Below are 17,666 nucleotides of genomic sequence, written 5' to 3'. Positions count from 1 at the left end.
CGCCGTCACTGACGGCCATAAAGCCGGGTGTCAATCCGAATAAGGATTAAGGCTTTCGAAGTCCACGTCGAAGACGCTTTTCGCCTCCGGTTCTTCGACCTGCGTCAACAATCCCAGGCTCCAGGGAATCAGTTCGTAGGAAGATGCCGAACCGGTGCTCCCCTGATATAAAAACCGGAGATTTCCGTCGTCGATCGTCATGGTCTGGTCATAGCCCGCGCGCAGGAGTTCTCCGTGGCTGAAATCGCGGGTCCAGGGTTCGACGCCATCCGGAAAGGTGACGTTCGCCCCGCCGCAGAACGGTTCGTCGTAACTCGGGGCCAGTTCATACCATGTGCCGTCAATGCTGTCCGAAATGAACGCCTTGTAATACCGCCGCCAGCTGCTGTTCGCGCATTCATTGAGCAGCAGATACCTGTTGCGTCCTTTGATTTTGTACACACAGCAGCCTTCGAACAGGTCTCTCCGCTCGGGGAACGACATGACGACCGTGATCTCTCCGAAACCCTCGGGAAAATCCTTGACCTTCGTCTGACTCCGGTAGAGCTTGCCGTCGTCGCCGGAGAAAAACAGATAGGCGTTCGCCTCGTCGCAGATAATCCAGTAATCGATCCAGAGACCGGGCGCGCCTTCCGGTTTGCGTTTATAGAAATACTTCGGCGCGCTCCATTCGGAAGGCCCCCCCAGTGTATCGGCAGTCGAATAGGTGGGCGGCTGGGACTGGTAGATCAGGTACCATTTCTTCTGCGGTTTGAAATAGAAAACCTGCGGCGCGCACTTGTAGCCGCGCAGCGCCGGATTGGCGTCCATGTAGTATTGAGTGGCGGTATCCGCCTCCGACCAGTCGGAAAAACTCAGGTAAACCATACTCCAGGTTTTTGCGGCCGTATCGTAAATGGTCGCGTAAATATGCCACTTGCCTTCGAAAAAGACGATCGTCGGATCCTTGATCGACACGGGGGTATGGCGCTCGTCGGATTTCGGATTGATCAGAATACCGCTCGATTCCCACGCGAAAGGCGTTTGAACATCGATTACCCGTTGTTTTGCCGCCTTTGGTTCATTTTTTTTCATGGTAGTGCCCTCTGTTTCTTTGATGGTTTGATGCTGGCACGAGGCGGTCATTATCAGACAGATAAAAACGAAAGCGATAAACCTGTACATTTTCTTCCTCCTTATAACATCACATATTTTTTCTCACTGAAGAAGCCGTTCCCGGCTTTCTTCAAAAATGATTATCCTTCATGTATCGGTCCCGGACGCCCAAAACGGAAAGCCGAAGACACGGAATGCGTTAACGTTAACCCGGATATCAAAAACAGTCAACCCCCAATTTTTCAATGAATCCTTTTTCCATTCTATTCCGAACCGTATCCGGAATGACGAACGGGGAGAAACGGCGCCGATATTATTGGAAAAATGGTTATTGTGAGGCCTTATTGTTTGAGATATATTATTCCGTAATTACATGCCACACACGTTCGTGATACGGGAAAGAAGGACTATGCACCTGATAAAGACAGACGAAAAACGGAGGTCATTATTCGGTAAATTATTATCGTTTCTGGGGCCCGGCTTTCTCGTGACCGTGGGATTTATCGATCCCGGCAACTGGGCGACCAATATCGAGGGCGGTTCCGGGTTCGGTTACGAACTCCTCTGGGTGATCACCCTCAGCACGATGATATTGATCCTGATCCAGAGTATGTCGGCGAAACTTGGAATCGCAACAGGTAAATCCCTTGCCGTGAACATCAGGGAGAACTTCCCCCGGCCTGTCTCGGCGGTTTTAGGCGTAACCATCGTCCTGGCGTGCATGGCGACCGATGTCGCCGAACTGCTGGGCGGCGCGATCGGCTTTTCACTCCTTTTCGGTTTTCCGCTTTGGCTCGGTGCGTTCGTCACCGTCGTTTTGGAAGTATTTTTCATCGTCAGCCAGCGTTATCACCATCTCGAGAAGATTATTATCGGTTTTCTCGGCGTCATATCAATCTGTTATGTCATCGAGATCGCGATCGTGAAACCGGCCTGGCCGGAACTCCTTCCGTTTGTCGTCGTTCCCAAAATCACGGAGGGCAACATCTATATCGCGATGGGGATTCTCGGAGCGGTGGTGATGCCCCACAATATTTTTCTCCATTCGAATGTCATCCACAGCAGGCGGTGGGGTATCCGTGAATCGGAGAAAAAAAGGCTTTTAATATACGAGAAAATCGACACCTTTTCCGCAATGTTTTTGGGCTGGATCGTCAATTCGGCAATGATCGTCGTCGCGGCCGCGGTCTTCTCAAAGCACAATATAATCGTGGACAGTATCGAGTCGGCATCGAAAACACTCTCCCCTCTCGCGGGCCCCCTTGCGGGACTGCTCTTCGCGGTCGCGCTTCTTTTTTCCGGCGTGGGTTCCTCCATTACATCGTCCATGGCGGAAGTCAATGTCATTACCGGTTTTCTGGGAAAACCGGAAGACCCCAAAACCCTTTTATATAAAATTTCCACCTTCATTACCGCGATCCCCTCGTTTCTCATCATTCTTTTGAACCTGGATACCTATAAAATACTCATTTTCAGCCAGGTGGTGCTGAGTATCCAGCTTCCGTTTACCCTGATCCCCCTGCTTCTCCTGTGCAGGAAAAAGAAAATCATGGGCTCCTTTCGAAGCGGCCGGGCTGAGTTCGGTCTTGCGGTCCTGATATCAGTCATTATAATTATGTTGAATATATATCTTCTTTATACAACGCTTTTCGGGGGAGGATGACCATGGATTTGTATCGAAAAATACTGTTGACGATAGATCTTTCGTCCGCCGATGATGCGGTCATGGATCATGTATGCAGCCTCGCTAAAATCCACCGCTCCGAAGTCGTTCTCCTGCATGTCGTTCATTCGCATACGCTGGACCAGCATCGCTTCATGACGGACAAGGCCGCGCCGTATCTCGACGAGAAAAAAGCACGCCTGGAAAAGGAAGGAATCCCGGCCGGTATTATCATGCGGCACGGGGAGCCGGAAAAGGAAATTCTGAAAGAGATAGATGGCGGATCGTACGATCTCGTGGCGATCGGCACCCACGGCCACGGCTTCTTTCTCGATTTTCTGTTCGGGAGTGTTTCCGACTGCATCAAGCACAAGACGAATATTCCCGTTCTGCTTATCCGCGGAGAATGATACATAATGCCGCAGGTGGAATGATCGGTCGTTGCACACGAAACGTTTTTACTGTAATATTGAAAGACCGATATATATCGGTATGAATCGGACTATCTCCATTATACATGGAGACAGCGATCAACCGCGAAAGGAACACCATGGAAAACAATCCGCGCTATGATCTTGAAGAAGGATCGGAACTCAGACTCGATTTTACGAAATTATCGGCCATCGCCAAAACAGGACAGGATTGCATTCCGGTCGCGGTCCAGGATAGTGAGACCGGAGAGGTTATTCTGATTGCCTACACGAACCGGCCGGCCTTTGAAACGACCGTCGACACGGGTATTGCGACGTTCTGGAGTACATCGAGAAACGAGTTATGGATAAAAGGTAAAACTTCCGGCAACACCTTTGAAGTAAAACGTATCCTGGTCAATTGTGAACAAAACTCACTTGTGTATGTCGTGAAACCCAAAAAAAGCGGCATTTGCCATACGAAAAACAAAAACGGCGACGCGAGAAACTGTTATTACCGCGAATATAACAGATCGACGAAAGCGCTGGAAAATCTCGATCCGTAACTATAAGATGACACAAAATCTTTGAGGAGGACATTATGAAAGCGATCGAATCGGCCATGGGAACCGCCTTTCTCAAAGCCGTCATGATGCTTTACCCAAAGGGAAAACGTCTCTTTGAAGACCCGTATGCCGAACGGCTATTGTCGCTGCCGTACAGGTTTACACTCAATATCATGCGCAGTCCCCGTCGGTTCGATTCTCTCATGAAGATGAGGGAAAAAATGACGCCCGGCCTGGTCGGCTGGATGTTCTGCCGCGTCCGCTATATCGATGATCTGATAAAAAGCTGCATCGCGGAAAAAAAGATCACGACCATCGTCAATCTGGGCGCGGGCATGGATTGCCGCGGCTTGTATATCCCCGGCATGGAACGTCTCAGATACTTCGAGGTCGATCATCCGTCGGTAATTAATAAGAAAAGGGGGAAAATAAAAAAGATGCTGGGGTCGCTTCCGGATCATATCGTTTTCACCCCCATCGATTTTACCGTGCAAGGTCTCGATACCGAACTGGGAAAAGCGGGATACGATCCCGGCGAAAAGACCCTTTTTATCATGGAAGGGGTGACGCAATATATTACGGAAAAGGCCAATGACGCTACCTTTACCTATGCCGCAAAAGCCTCATCCGGAAGCAGGATCGTCTTTACGTACGTTCTGAAAGATTTTATCGAAGGCGGCCGTATTCCCGAAGCATTGAATACCATGTATACACAGATGAGGAAAAAACGGGACCCGCTATGGATCTATGGACTCGATCCGGTTACATTGCGCGATGACATTTCCCGGTACTCACTTTCCCTGGTTGAAGATATCGGCTCGAATGAGCTTCGGGAACGGTACATGAAACCGGCGGGACTCGATCTAGGTGTATTGAGCATCGAGCGGATTGCCCTGGCGGAGGTTCGTTGATATCCCGATGTTCGATAAACGGAAAGGAGCCGTCTGTGAACAAAAAAAAAAGAAGACTGGATAAAAAATCATCCCGGACCGCCGGCTTTATCTGCATGTACAGGGCCGCATCATATCTTGAAAAAAACCCGTATTATAAATCGGATGATTACGTCGCCCCGATGCTTCTACCGCATCTTGTCAAGTTCTTTGTCAAGCTCCGGCTGGTCGACTTTCGGTGGCCGATTTTCCCCAAAGGGATCTACGAATATGTGATCGCCCGGACAAAGTATATCGACGAACTATTCAGGAAAGAACTTGAAAAAGGCATCGATCAGATTTTAATCATGGGTGCCGGATTCGATACGCGGGCGATACGGTTTGAAAACATCAACCGTTCGACAACTATTTACGAACTGGATTCCGTCCATACCCAGAAAGCGAAAATCAGACAATTGAGGGAGAGAGGGATTTCTTCGCCCGGCAGCACAATCTACATCCCGGTCGATTTCAACACCGAATCACCGGCGGACAAAATAAAGGAGACGGCTTTCGATCCGTCCAAAAAAACACTCTTTCTGATGGAAGGCCTCATCATGTACCTGACAAACGAAGCCGTCACGACGTTGTTCGGATTATTGTCCGATCTCGCTTCCTCAGGAAGTATCGTCGTCTTCGACTACATTTACGCATCGGTATTGAGGCGGGAGAATAGCTGCTACGGGGAGAAAAGTATCTATGGGAAAGTGAACAGCGTGAACGAGGCGTGGCAATTCGGTATCGAAAATGGCGGGGTCGAAGGATTCGCAAAAAGCTTCGGCTTCACGCTCGTGCGGAACCTGACTCCCGCGGATCTGGAACGAACATATTTTACCGATAACGATAACAATCCCACTGGAAGAGTAAACGGCACTCATTGTATTGCGCATCTCGAAAAATAATAGTATCCTTGATATCCGGAATCGCGGCACTTCGGAGTAACAATGAAGACATTGATAGCGTATTATTCTTTTACGGGCAATAACGCGGTGCTGGCCGCCTGGCTGCAAAAACGAATGGGGGCCGATATATACCGGATTGTCGAAATCAAAAAAAGAAGAAAAATCTCCATCCTGTTCGATATATTTTTTCACCGGAATCCCTCCATTGCCCCCTCCGATATCGGTATCGAAACATACGAAACGGTGATACTCGCCGCCCCGGTCTGGGGAGCAAAGATCGCTTCTCCGATGAGAGTATTTCTCGAACTGGAAAAAGAAAAGATTCACCGCTATGCCTTTATTTCACTCTGCAATGGCGTCGAGAACCAGAAAGAAACACTGGCGGGAGAATTATCCGGAATTATACACGAAAAACCCGTCACCGTCACCGAATTATGGATCAATGATCTGCTTCCGCCGGGGGAGAAAAACAAAGTACGACAATTGTTCAATTTCAGGATCACACCCGGCGATGTGAGTCGTTTTGAAGGCCGGATCGAATCGTTTATCCGGACGGTCGGGCAGGGGCACGCCGACTAGTAACGGCGGTACACGCATGACCGGCGGGCGGCCCGTCGATTTTTATTCACCGAACCAAAGGAGTCAGGCCATGAAGGATCTCGGCAGTTTTCTTGTCAAGGCGAAAATCAACACCTACGCGGCACAGAAGGGTCATGTCTCCCCATCCCGCCGGGCTTCTAAGGACATGGCGTACACGGAAGGCGACTACTATTATCTCGACAGCTATTTCGGAGAAAGGGATTTCTCCGGCCAGGAAATCGTCTATTTCAGGGACAAACCGGTCTGGTGTATGAATTATTACGGGACGATGCTGAAAGAAGACCCGCCCCCCGGTTTCATCGAAACACTCCGGGAAGCCCTCCTGAAGGTGACGGTCGCCGCCCCCTTCCGCGGGCCGGAAGAATACCGGAGGGGGACATATATATACCGTTGTTCGCACGAGGGAACCGTCTCCTTTTTCAAGGGTACGGAAGATATACGGTATGACGGCGAAGAAGTGTACCGCCTTTACTTTCACGGGGGTGATATCTATTGATCGTGCGGCCGGATATAGACGGAACGATCCGTATGAATCGGTATTGAATAGACCCGCGGAAGGTGTGTATATTGTCACATATCATGATGTTGTTCGATAACGCCTGCCGGGGAAGGGGGAAAACCGTGGGCATCCTGAAAAAACTTCTGCTTATGCTGTTGGTATTCCTTCTCGCTTCGGCCTGTACGTCAAAAGAGACCCGTCTGTTTTCACGGAAAATCGAGGCGTGGATAAACAATTCAACGGCTGTTTCTCTGAAAGACGAACTGGCCGGCTTTTCCGGGTACACGGTCGGCGATACAAGGACAGCCCGCCTGATCCTGAAAGGCCTCGCCCATATCAGGGACAATTTCGACATGTCGCGTTTCGATACCCTCTACGACGACCTCTATACCCTCGTCTTCTTTTTTCGGAATACCGGAACGCGGGAGGTTTCGGAAATTTTCAACCGGGAGGGGATTCCCCTGCTGGTCGAATTATTCGACCTCTATGTGTTTAAAAACGATGCCCCTCCGGCCGCCTACGACCCCGATATGCTGATTCTCGTCACCTGCGCAATCTATGACTCGGAAACCGGGCATGACCTTATCGCGCGGGCGATAAGGGACGCGTACAAGGAAGAACGTTCCATCTGGTCCGTCATCATTGGAGAAATAAGCGCCGATGAAAAAAAATCGGCGTACCTCACTAATGTCCTCCGCGATTATATTCCCGAAGGACCGCTCCTCGTACCGTATCTCGATATGGTCAACCTCCATGCCATCGAAGGCGGTATCGACCGACATCCCTTTGCTTCGGAGAAGGGATGTAACGTATTGAAAGCCCTGCTTGAAAATACCGATCCCGGAGAATATAACGGCGCGGTCAGCGCGGCGACGGCGATCCCGTTTCTCGACCGGGTCGACCGGGCCTTCCTCCTGGACATCGCGGTCCATCATCCCGACGTCAATGTCATGATCGAAGGCGCGTGGTCGGGCGTGAAGTCCGGGTTGAAGATATATGCCGATCTGCTTGTCCTGTTCGCAAAAGACTACCGCTACAACTGGAAAGCGGAACGCTACCTCCGGGAGCTGGGTCTTGCCGATATGATCCCCCCCGAAACCGCAGAGGAAGATTTCCGGGCCCTTGCCGAAATGTGCGGGTGGCTTTCCCACCCCCTCGAATACGGCGCCCCCCCGGATGAGGCGGTCATCATCGACAAACGGACCCTCTATTGGCCCCCCGTAAAAGAAAAACGATCCATGTATCTGATACGATACACCTATAAAAACAGAAGCGGCGACCGGCCGGATGAAACCGGCATCGGGTGCGTCGGATCCAAAACATACGCGTTGTTCGGCGTGGACGGATTGCTTTCAATGACACCGCCCGAACTCTACGCGCTGTTCTCTAATCTGGAGTCCGGGGACGAGGACTGGAAAAATGTGGAAAAGGGACTCGAACGCCTCAAAAAACAAAACAATGTGTAGCCTGACGGAAAGGACAAAACGATCATGAAAGACAAAACCCCGGGCCCCGGTCTGGCACTTACCCCCCCCATGGGATGGAATTCCTATAATACCTTCGGATGCGAACCGACTGCAGCCCTCATCACATCAATCGCCGACGCGATCGTCTCAACCGGTCTCAAGGATGCCGGTTATATCTACGTCAATATCGACGACGGCTGGATGACGGCGGAACGGGACGGCAACGGAAACATCGTCACGGACAAGACGAAATTCCCAAACGGATTGAAAGCCTTGACCGATTACATTCATTCACAAGGGTTGAAAGCCGGCATATACCTGGGCTGCGGACTCAGAACCTATGGGGAAAAGGCGGGAAGTTACGGCTACGAACAAAAAGATGCCGACTTTATCGCTTCTGCGGGATTCGATTTTCTCAAATACGACAACAGGAACCTGCCCGAAGACCCCCCCGGCAGGGACATCAGGACCGATTACACGACGATGCGGGACTGTCTCGTCCGTACGGGACGCCAGATGGTCTTCAGTCTCTGCGAACACGGTAAAAGCCGCCCGTGGGAATGGGGCCGCGAGGTAGGCCATCTATGGCGGACCACACAGGATATCAAAGACGGGTATGAAGGGAAGGTATTATGGGGATTGGGCTTCACCGCCATCATCGACGCCACCCGAAACCTCGCACCGTACGCGGGTCCCGGCGGGTGGAACGATCCGGACATGCTTGTCGTCGGACTGAAGGGTTCGATCGATTGGCAGGGGCCGGGGTGCACCTTTGAGGAATACAAAACCCATTTTTCCCTCTGGTGCCTTTCTTCAGCCCCCCTTCTCATCGGATGCGACATACGAACCATGGATGTCGAAACGCGTGAAATTCTCATAAACCGGGAACTTATCGCCGTGGACCAGGATGCGCTGGGAAAACAGGGCGATATCGTTAAAAAGAAAGACAATACCGATATCTGGCTGAAACCCCTGTCCGGGGGCGCGTACGCCGCCGGACTTCACAACCGCGCGGATTCAGTACAATTCGTATCGGTCTCATTCGGCGACCTGGGCCTCAAGGAAACGGGAAAAATGAGGGTGAGGGACCTCTGGGAACACCGCGATCTCCAAAAGGCCGGAAACAAACTTTCCAAACAGCTTCCGCCGCACGGGTGCGCCGTTTTCAAATTGACGCCGGCCGGATAATGCTGATCGTTTGAAAGCAGTCCGGGTTGATTAAGCGTTTTTCACCGCGACAATAAAACGATTCGGCGGATGCTCATAGAGATTCCCGCTTTCGATGATTGAAAATCCACTGGTTTTTATATGCTCTTCCAGTTCGGCAATCGAATAAGGCCTGAAGTAAGGAATGAGCCCCGCTTTCGAAAGCAGGGACATAAGGCGGGTGACGATCGATTTTTTCTCTCCCGTACAGTCGGTCGCGGAGATAAAAAGACCCGAAGGCGGCAGCAATTCGCGTATACGGTCCAATACTCTTCTTGAGTCTTCGATAAAATAGAGGATATTGAACGCACAAACGGCATCGAAGGTCTTCCCGTCGAACCGGGTATCGAAGATATCCGTTACCTCGAACGTTATATTCGTTATAGAGTGATCCACCGCTTTCCGCTTCGCAATCGCGATCATTCTACCGGAAATGTCGATTGCATTGATCTTTTTTACGCACCCGGCGAGTTCGACCGTGACAATACCCGTTCCGCAGGCGAAATCAAGCAGTGTATGCTCGCCTTTCAGATAGCGTTTACTCAGATCGACGGTATCCCGGTATGTTTTTTTGTATCGCACCATCACGCGGCGGTCGTAGCTTCCAGCCGATTTATCCCAGAATTGTGCGGATGTATCCATTTGTTCGACCTCCCGGATTCTATAACGTATTCAGGCTCGATATGTATCGATATTTACACACAACCTTTCTATTCTTGACATACAGATACCTCATTGTCAATCGATTATCAACAATAACGGGCGGCCTTTAATGAAGATGTATGGATACCCCCCGGGGAAAACTCCCCGAAGCGATACCTGAAATCTGCCGAATTATTCGAACAAATAAACGGAACCCGAACTATCCCCATTGTCGTCGTCTCCTCGAGATGAAAGACAAATGCCGAACCTGAAAAACTTCCCTTCGGATTGTCCTGGGCAGCACCGATCACAGCATAATTTCCGGAAATACAGACCGCGCACCCGAATGCATCACCGGCCGTACCGCCGGCCGCCGACAGTTTTGTCGCCATCGGCCATGGTTCCGGAGTCGGCGGCGTTGTCGGAAGCGGATGCCTGCCTCATTACCTCCCGTAAATAAAAGAAAAATACTGATGGCGCTTCTCACCTGAAGTGATCGTCATACCGGGCGAATTCAATACCCATTTTTTCTTGAAGCAATCTTGTTTAAAACAATCACATTTCGTGACACCCTAACAAAACCCCGCTATAAGCCCCACGTAGTATTGGGCAATGAGCAGCGCGTCCACGATATTGATGGTTCCATCGCAGTTGGTGTCCGCGGCCCGATCGTTGAAGTTCGCCGGTTGCAGACCCACGTAATACTGGGCGACCAGAAGGGCGTCCACGATATTGAAATTCCCGTCCATATTGACGTCCCCTATAGTCGTCTGTGGGGGATTCGTCGATGCCGGCGGGGACGTTGCTGCGGGCGGTGAGGTTTGTCCGGTCTGTCCCGTTTTGGAGGCCATACGTGAGGAATGGTTTCTGAACACGGAGAGTTCCGGATCCCCTTCCATGATGCCGAAATTGGTGTCGACCACGCGGTCGGCGTACCACCAGAAGGCGCTTCCCGCGATGTTTTCACTCTCGATGGCTTGAAAAACGGCGGACCAGAAATCCGGCCTGTTCACCTCGTTCGTGTGCGCGTTCCATTCGCCGAGGAAAAAAGGTTTTCCCACAACGTTATGCGAATCATCCGCCCACGCGCGGATAAGCATCTGGGTCGCCCTTGTCACCTCCGGGTCATAATAATCGGTTACCTGGGTGATCGCCCACGGTTCTGTTGTGTATGGATGTGCCGACGTAAAGTCGATCGAGGGGGACTGATGTATGTAAACGAAAGGATTACCCTCGTCGCCGCCGAAGTGGTATTTCGCCTCGTGGCCTTCGATCCCGGTACCCACCATATGGTTCGGATCGAGGCTTTTGATGTACGAAGCCATCTCGTCCACCCACGCCCGCAGGCTTTCCCCTGTACTGTTTTCTCCCGCGTCCTGGTAACGGGGTTCGTTCATCAGTTCCCAGGCAAAAATCGCCGGATCGTTTTTGTAGGCAATATCGGAATAATGATTGACGCGGTTGATGAAATACCGCACGTAATTCTTGTACTGTGTCTTGCATCCGGAATGGGTGAAAAAGCGGGCCTTCGCTTCATGGGAACCCGAATTGAGTCCCTCCCACTGAAGCCGCGTGTTGATGCCGCCGTAGGCTTCCCAGTAGTTTTCCAGCACGATGATGATCCTAATCCCGTGGTTCTTTGCCGATTCCATGATATAATCGAAGAGACAGAATTGCGCCTCGTAATACGATCCCTCCTGCGGTTCGAATCCGTGCCAGCTTTCATGGCTGAATCCCCATGTCCGTAGCACCTTCACCCCGTCATTCGCCATCCGCTGCAAATGTGCGTCGATTCTCTCCTTGTCCATATAGTAGTTTTCGATTCTGTCCGGGTCGGTGGTCTGGGAACCGTCGCCAAAGGTAAAGAGATCGTAGCAGTTCGCGCCGGCAAAATAGAAAGGCCGGCCGTCACAATAAAATTGCATCCCGTTCCTGGAAACAAACCCTCCCGACTGGGCGTACATCGGCATATTTCCGGCAATGATAACGGATACAAAAAATAGAAAAGCTTTATATGTGTATTTCATTTTTTTCTCCTTTATAATCCGACGTAAAAGACCGGAAATCTTTATTAATTGCACGGTGACTCAGTTTTCCCGGTTTCATTCAACCACACAGGAATTAATTCCCTGCGCTTACAACATTCGAGGGTTCGGACTCACCCGCCCCGTTTACCGCGATAACGCGGTAATACCACGTGCCGTTTCCCGTATTATCCGAATACAGCGGAAGCCTCGCGACAAGTTGTCCGTCGTAATTCGTGTTGCCGATATCGGTGACATTCGAGGAAAGGGTGGACCAGTTTCCGCCCGCAGAACCGCTCCGCTGGACGATATAATGGGTCGCGCCCGCCGAGCCCTGCCAGTTGATATCGTTCGGTGACGAAATCGGAAGCAGGACGGGGGCCGGCGGTACCGGTTCAGCCGGGACCGACAGTCCCCGTATCCGGTATGCACCGTTTCTCAGGATCGAGAATATATTCCGTTCGTTCGAATCGAAGCCCGGGTACTGAAGCGAGTCCCCCGAAAAATCCTGATGAAAATAGAACCCCCCGTACCCAGTTCTGAACCGGAGCGACCAGATAAGACATCCCGCCGAACCCGCCGAGATGACCGTATCAACGATATTCTGAACCGAACTGTCCGTCGAATACTCTCCGTAGATGTACGGCTTGCCGGACGACGCCGCGCGCTGTGTGAAGTTCTGGATTTCTCCGTCTGTATAGTGGGTGGTGACGATATCGACATCGGGGCTTGAAAGCGAAACCTGGGGAATTGATTTGTGGCCGCCGTCGATGATGAGGTGGTTGGGATCCCGGCTTTTGATATGGGCCGCCATTTCCGTTATCCAGGTGTCGTTAGCCTTGTCGATTTCGTTTCCCAGCTCCCAGGCCATGATCGCGGGTTCGTCTTTGTATTTCCTCCCGTTGACCGTATTTGTCCTGTCGAGCAGCCATGTAAGAAAATCCTTGAACTTGTTTTTGACCGTCTGTGAGGTCCAGAAATCCCCGCCGCCCGCGACAGCGGCAAACTCGCCGCAACCGCCGAACCATTCCCAGTTGTCGATGATGGGGATGTACATCCTCAACCCCTCTTCCGCCGCGATCGCGATACCGCGGTCGACATCCCGGAACAATTCCTCGTTGTAACTGAGGTTGCCGTTCTGCCCGGTGATATGGGCAAGGTTGTTCTCCACATTTACCCCTCCCTGGACGGAAAAGGTGTATGTCCTGAAGACTTGCCCGCCAAGCCGCTTTACTGTCCGGCACGCGTCGCGCTGTTCGAATTCGGTCACCCGGTGCCACTTGTTCCCGACGGTCGCGGCGCGGTCTTCCAGGATAAAATAATTGGGTATATTGACGGAAACGAAACGGAATTCACGATCGCCGTCATAGAGTCTGGTTCCGGATCTTGTAATGAAGTTCATGGTCACCGCGGGAGGTGAAGTTGGGGGCGGTGTCGTCCCGCACGGAAATGAATCGATCAGTCCCACGTAATACCGGGCGACCTGAAGGGCGTCGACGATATCGACGTCCCCATCGCAGTCCACATCGGCATAAGACTGATTGAAATTGGAAGGATAAAGCCCCACATAATACTGTGCGATTAAAAGCGCATCGACGATATCGATGCCGCCGCTTTCATTCACATCCCCAAGCTCCGCCGGATAGAGTGAAATTATAGGAATAAAACAGAAAAAAAGAATCGATAATATACGCGAAAAACCGTTTTTCTTTTTTTTATTGTATTTCATAATTGACTCCTTTTTGTTATGATACCGAAAGCTAAACCGGTTTAGTAACATGTTAAAAAAAATAAGTCCGACAATTGCCGTTCATACTACCACGTTCCATTGATCACTGCAATAAGCTTTTTCCGTATAAATCATGAGGCCATTCATCTCTTACCCCATCGGCGATGAGACCGATGAGGGAAACCTCAGGATATTCCGGAGTCGGGTCGTACGAAAATCAAGGGTATGTCCGGGAGTCGTCAAGCCTAATAAACCAGGTCTACCGTTCTTACAACGGATCGATAGTCGCTATATGATTCAGCGTCGCGTACTTGATTCCGGGTTGTTCGGAAAAGACGGCGATCCATTCCGATTCTTCACCCACAGGGACATCGACAAGGCCCCATTTATTCGCAACGACATACTCGACGATGAGAAGCGCCTCTATTGAACCGATAAGTGCTTCCGCCTCCGCCTCCGTTCCGGTAATGTGCGCGATAATGTAGGTCTTGCCGGACTCACCGCCGGAATATCCCCGCAACTCCGCCCAGGCGACAATCGAATACGATTCAAGAAGTTCGCTGTAGTAGTCGGGATCGCCGTCCACTTCCAGCCAGATCGAAAAGGATTCCGGAAAGTGTTGCTCCCACTCGAGGTCAAACGAAGCGACAAGTTCGTCCGCTTCTTCGAGGGTGACCTCATCAAGAAAACCGACGATAATCTCGCCCGGAACGTAGAGAGGAAGCGGACCCGGCGTCGGTTCTTCACAAACCAGCCCGGACAGCAATCCCACGTAATATTGCGCCACGCGCAGGGCGTCGACGATATTGACCGCCCCGTCGCAATTGACATCGGATTGGTCGAGATCGATCTCATCGGTATTTCCCACATAATACCGGGCGATGATCAGGGCATCGACGATTGTGACATCGCCGTCGCCGTTCGCGTCGCCCCTCGATGACTGGGCGTATATCCCGATTGTTCCCGACAGAAAAAAAATAAACAGGCAAATCGCCAATGGCTGCCAATGAGTTCTATTTTGTACCATTTTTCCAGCCTCCTTTATTATATCGACTAATTATATCTCACCGCGGAACGAAAGTCAAATGGCAATTCACTACTTCGTCGGATCGAGCACCCTGCCCGCGAAAAGTATCGCGCCTGTCGTTCTTGAACGGATGACGAAAATAAACGGCCGGTTTACGACAATTGTCATTGGCGGGGGCTCGGAAGGCGGTCCAATGGTCGCCCCGGTCGCGGCCGTTGCCTCCGTTCCGTTTTCGTCGACCGCGATCGTCGCCTTGTGAATGACATCATAAATCATGAGTTTTTCATGCGTGGTAATCCCGTCTAAATTCGCCGCATCCGTAAAAGCGTCCGTCATCCCGAGATCGGAAAGGGTATCCTTTATCGAACCGCCCCATCCGAAATTGAATTTCGGCATGGTAAATTCCAGCATTTTATCCTCCGTATTCGCGTATATCATCTCACCGAGTGTTTCCGGGGTGAGGGATGATTCGATTTCCCCGAACCTGCCCGTTTCGGGAAGCAGGATCACCATTGAATAATTCCAGTTGTAAAAATCAAGATAACCGACTTTATACATTCCGGGGACTTCCTTTCCATTTCCACGTACGCGTCTGTTGTACATCATCTCTGCGGTGACCGTTGTTCCGTCAAGAAGCGTGAATATTCCCGGCGCGGTATTTGCAGGATCGAATTTGGTATGCCATTCAGACTTGAAATAAAGTGTATTGGCTATTATCAGCCTGACATTCGATTTGATATCACCCTGTCTGAATAATTCGTCGATTTTACCTTCCGTTCTTTCAGCTACCCATTCATTGATCGCCGTCCGGCATAATTCGGGATCGGATAAGAAATCAACCGCGTGCATACCGGCGTCGTAATTGACGGCCAGAATATCGAGAAAGTCATCGAGAAATGGATACCCGGTCTGTCCCCACAAGCTGTTTGCGGTATTGACGACACACAGATCGACCGGCTCGCCATCGATCGTCTTTGAGATTCTTTTAGGCAACTCCAGATCGAGGGCATTGAAAGCATTATGAAGCCTGTCCCGGCCGAGTGTAAAATGCATCACGTTGGCGATCTGGCTTTCCGTCGACCCCCTCGCCCCGGCGCAGCACATGGCCATCACGACCGAAATACTGTGCGGCGAGAAAACGATATTCTCTTCCGAACCGGCGATCATGCGGTAAAAATCAAGTGCGAACGCGGTATTTCCGTTTACAAGCCCGGCGAGTTCCCCGTCTTCGGTTTCTGGGCTTGTGTTTCTCTCCAGATCGGAGCGGACAAGCTCGTAACCCTGGACGCGCGCCGGGAATTCGGAAATAATCCCGACATAGTATTGGGCGATCAAGAGGGCGTCCACGATATTGACCGTACCGTTCCCGTCCACATCGGCGAGTCCGCTGTCGATTTCTACGAATCCGCTCCCCACGTAATATTGGGCCACAAGCAGAGCGTCGACAATATCGATACTTCCGCTGTCGTTGACGTCGCCAAGCAATCCCGCATCCTGGCAGAAAAGAACAACGGCGGGGGATATGACCATGAAAAAAACAAGAAGGCAAACCGGTTTTTTCATAAATCTTTCACTCCGTTTACTTTTTGTTGTTATCATATAGACGAAAAGTATATCATAACAAGGAGTCATGTCGACCGCGTGGGTAGGATCGGACATTGATGGAAACCAAAAAGCGCCTGTAATCGATAATCGTCCGCAATGGATTCTTGCCATCACCCTCACTCACATGCTATCATATACGGCGATCGGGAATCCGAGAGCATAAGGAGTTGCCATGAAACGTCCTGCGTCACCAGTCATTGTGCTTTTAATCTTTGCCATACTTTTTTTCTCCTGCCTCCACACCGCAACGGATGAAAAACCGCAAAAACCGGCCACCCTCCAAAAACACCACCCCACCATGCGGGTTCTGGACAGATTTCTCTACACCGCCTTTAATGAAAAAGTGATCCTGCGCGGGATCAACAAGATGATTATCTGGACGGACAGGGACGGCATCCCCGCGTTCTCCGAAATCGCCAGAACCGGTGCGAATTGCGTCCGTATCGTCTGGCTTACCGAAGGGGCGGCCGGGGAACTCGATACCGCGATCGCCAACTGCATCGCGGAAAAGATGATACCGATGATCGAACTCCACGACGCAACCGGCGCCTGGGACAAACTTCCCGAATGTGCCGCCTACTGGAGTTCTCCGGAAATAGCCGGGGTCATTCGCAAACACGAGGAGTATCTCCTGGTCAATATCGCCAATGAGGTGGGGGACGCTTCAATTCAGAAAAGGCAATTTATCGATGATTACACAAAAGCCGTTCTGCGCATGAGAGAAGCGGGGATTCGTACCCCGATCATCATCGATTCATCTGACTGGGGAAAGGATATCGACATGCTTCAGGCGTGCGGTTTTCCCCTGATCGAGGCAGATCCCATCCACAACCTCGTCTTTTCCGTGCATATGTGGTGGCCGTCAATGTGGGGGTACGACGAACGGAAGGTACAAGAGGAAATAAAGGAAACGGTCGATATGCACCTCCCATTAATAGTCGGCGAGTTCGGCAATATGTGGGAGGAGACCGATGGGGGACAGATCCCGTTCCGCTTGATCATCTCCGAATGCGAGAAAAACGAAATCGGATGGCTTGCATGGTCGTGGGGACCGGGCAACAAGCCCCAGCGGTGGCTCGATATGACAAAATCCGGGCATTTCAGCTCGCTTTCCGGGTGGGGACTGGAGGTGGCGGTGACACATCGATACGGCATCAAAAACACCTCGAAAAAACCCGCATCGCTCGGGGGGACCGTCCTTCCGGGGCCGGTGCCCGATCCGGCGGCATGGCGGGCCAACATGGAATCATGGCTAGCCGGTAAGATCGAATAATCCGATAACTCCGGACACCGGAACAAGGAG

17 protein-coding genes are annotated in these 17,666 nt (G+C 51.3%); 10 read left to right on the top strand and 7 right to left on the bottom strand.

Translation table 11 applies throughout. The features are described 5' to 3' along the window. Nucleotides 1-30: 30 nt before the first annotated feature. Nucleotides 31-1,164, bottom strand: a complete 1,134-nt coding sequence (locus JW881_04480; protein ID MBN1696748.1) for a hypothetical protein — start codon at nt 1,162-1,164, stop codon at nt 31-33. Nucleotides 1,165-1,504: 340 nt separating this feature from the next. On the opposite strand from JW881_04480, the gene JW881_04475 reads away from it, so the two are divergent. The 9 genes from JW881_04475 to JW881_04435 all read left to right on the top strand — a co-directional run bounded on the left by JW881_04475 (nt 1,505) and on the right by JW881_04435 (nt 9,318). Next, complete coding sequence (locus JW881_04475) at nt 1,505-2,758, top strand: Nramp family divalent metal transporter (protein MBN1696747.1); 1,254 nt, start codon at nt 1,505-1,507, stop codon at nt 2,756-2,758. A gap of 2 nt (nt 2,759-2,760) precedes the next feature. After that, the gene (locus JW881_04470; protein MBN1696746.1) at nt 2,761-3,168 is read left to right on the top strand and encodes a universal stress protein; all 408 of its coding nucleotides are present in this window, start codon (nt 2,761-2,763) and stop codon (nt 3,166-3,168) included. Nucleotides 3,169-3,308: 140 nt separating this feature from the next. Further along, a complete protein-coding gene (locus tag JW881_04465; protein MBN1696745.1) occupies nt 3,309-3,734 on the top strand; it encodes a phosphoribosyl-AMP cyclohydrolase in 426 nt (141 codons plus the stop codon). A 35-nt stretch (nt 3,735-3,769) separates the two neighbouring features. Then, nucleotides 3,770-4,645: an SAM-dependent methyltransferase gene (locus JW881_04460; GenBank protein MBN1696744.1), complete on the top strand. Its 876-nt coding sequence runs from the start codon at nt 3,770-3,772 to the stop codon at nt 4,643-4,645. Nucleotides 4,646-4,680: 35 nt separating this feature from the next. Further along, nucleotides 4,681-5,565 (top strand): class I SAM-dependent methyltransferase, encoded by an 885-nt coding sequence (locus tag JW881_04455; GenBank protein ID MBN1696743.1) that lies wholly within the window; start codon nt 4,681-4,683, stop codon nt 5,563-5,565. A 42-nt stretch (nt 5,566-5,607) separates the two neighbouring features. Further along, nucleotides 5,608-6,144: a hypothetical protein gene (locus JW881_04450; protein MBN1696742.1), complete on the top strand. Its 537-nt coding sequence runs from the start codon at nt 5,608-5,610 to the stop codon at nt 6,142-6,144. A gap of 70 nt (nt 6,145-6,214) precedes the next feature. Further along, nucleotides 6,215-6,661, top strand: a complete 447-nt coding sequence (locus tag JW881_04445; GenBank protein ID MBN1696741.1) for a hypothetical protein — start codon at nt 6,215-6,217, stop codon at nt 6,659-6,661. Between the two features lie 71 nt (nt 6,662-6,732). After that, nucleotides 6,733-8,130 (top strand): hypothetical protein, encoded by a 1,398-nt coding sequence (locus JW881_04440; GenBank protein MBN1696740.1) that lies wholly within the window; start codon nt 6,733-6,735, stop codon nt 8,128-8,130. A 24-nt stretch (nt 8,131-8,154) separates the two neighbouring features. Continuing rightward, a complete protein-coding gene (locus JW881_04435; protein ID MBN1696739.1) occupies nt 8,155-9,318 on the top strand; it encodes a glycoside hydrolase family 27 protein in 1,164 nt (387 codons plus the stop codon). Nucleotides 9,319-9,348: 30 nt separating this feature from the next. Here JW881_04435 and JW881_04430 read toward each other — a convergent pair whose 3' ends face one another. The 6 genes from JW881_04430 to JW881_04405 form a co-directional block, all read right to left on the bottom strand. Next, on the bottom strand, nt 9,349-9,978 hold the full coding sequence (locus JW881_04430; protein ID MBN1696738.1) for a methyltransferase domain-containing protein: 630 nt from the start codon (nt 9,976-9,978) through the stop codon (nt 9,349-9,351). A gap of 107 nt (nt 9,979-10,085) precedes the next feature. After that, nucleotides 10,086-10,370: an FG-GAP repeat protein gene (locus tag JW881_04425; GenBank protein MBN1696737.1), complete on the bottom strand. Its 285-nt coding sequence runs from the start codon at nt 10,368-10,370 to the stop codon at nt 10,086-10,088. A gap of 180 nt (nt 10,371-10,550) precedes the next feature. Beyond that, entirely contained in the window at nt 10,551-12,005 is a 1,455-nt protein-coding gene (locus tag JW881_04420; protein MBN1696736.1) for a cellulase family glycosylhydrolase, read from the bottom strand. A 94-nt stretch (nt 12,006-12,099) separates the two neighbouring features. Continuing rightward, entirely contained in the window at nt 12,100-13,731 is a 1,632-nt protein-coding gene (locus JW881_04415; protein ID MBN1696735.1) for a cellulase family glycosylhydrolase, read from the bottom strand. Between the two features lie 268 nt (nt 13,732-13,999). Next, the gene (locus JW881_04410; protein MBN1696734.1) at nt 14,000-14,758 is read right to left on the bottom strand and encodes a dockerin type I repeat-containing protein; all 759 of its coding nucleotides are present in this window, start codon (nt 14,756-14,758) and stop codon (nt 14,000-14,002) included. A 69-nt stretch (nt 14,759-14,827) separates the two neighbouring features. After that, the gene (locus JW881_04405) at nt 14,828-16,321 is read right to left on the bottom strand and encodes a hypothetical protein (GenBank protein MBN1696733.1); all 1,494 of its coding nucleotides are present in this window, start codon (nt 16,319-16,321) and stop codon (nt 14,828-14,830) included. A gap of 214 nt (nt 16,322-16,535) precedes the next feature. On the opposite strand from JW881_04405, the gene JW881_04400 reads away from it, so the two are divergent. Next, a complete protein-coding gene (locus JW881_04400; protein ID MBN1696732.1) occupies nt 16,536-17,636 on the top strand; it encodes a cellulase family glycosylhydrolase in 1,101 nt (366 codons plus the stop codon). Nucleotides 17,637-17,666 lie beyond the last annotated feature (30 nt).

It is taken from the genome of Spirochaetales bacterium (assembly GCA_016930085.1).
In the GTDB taxonomy this organism is placed as follows: Bacteria; Spirochaetota; Spirochaetia; order SZUA-6; family JAFGRV01; genus JAFGHO01.
Note: the sequence above shows the minus strand (reverse complement) of the source record. Positions and strands in the feature narration are given on the sequence as shown.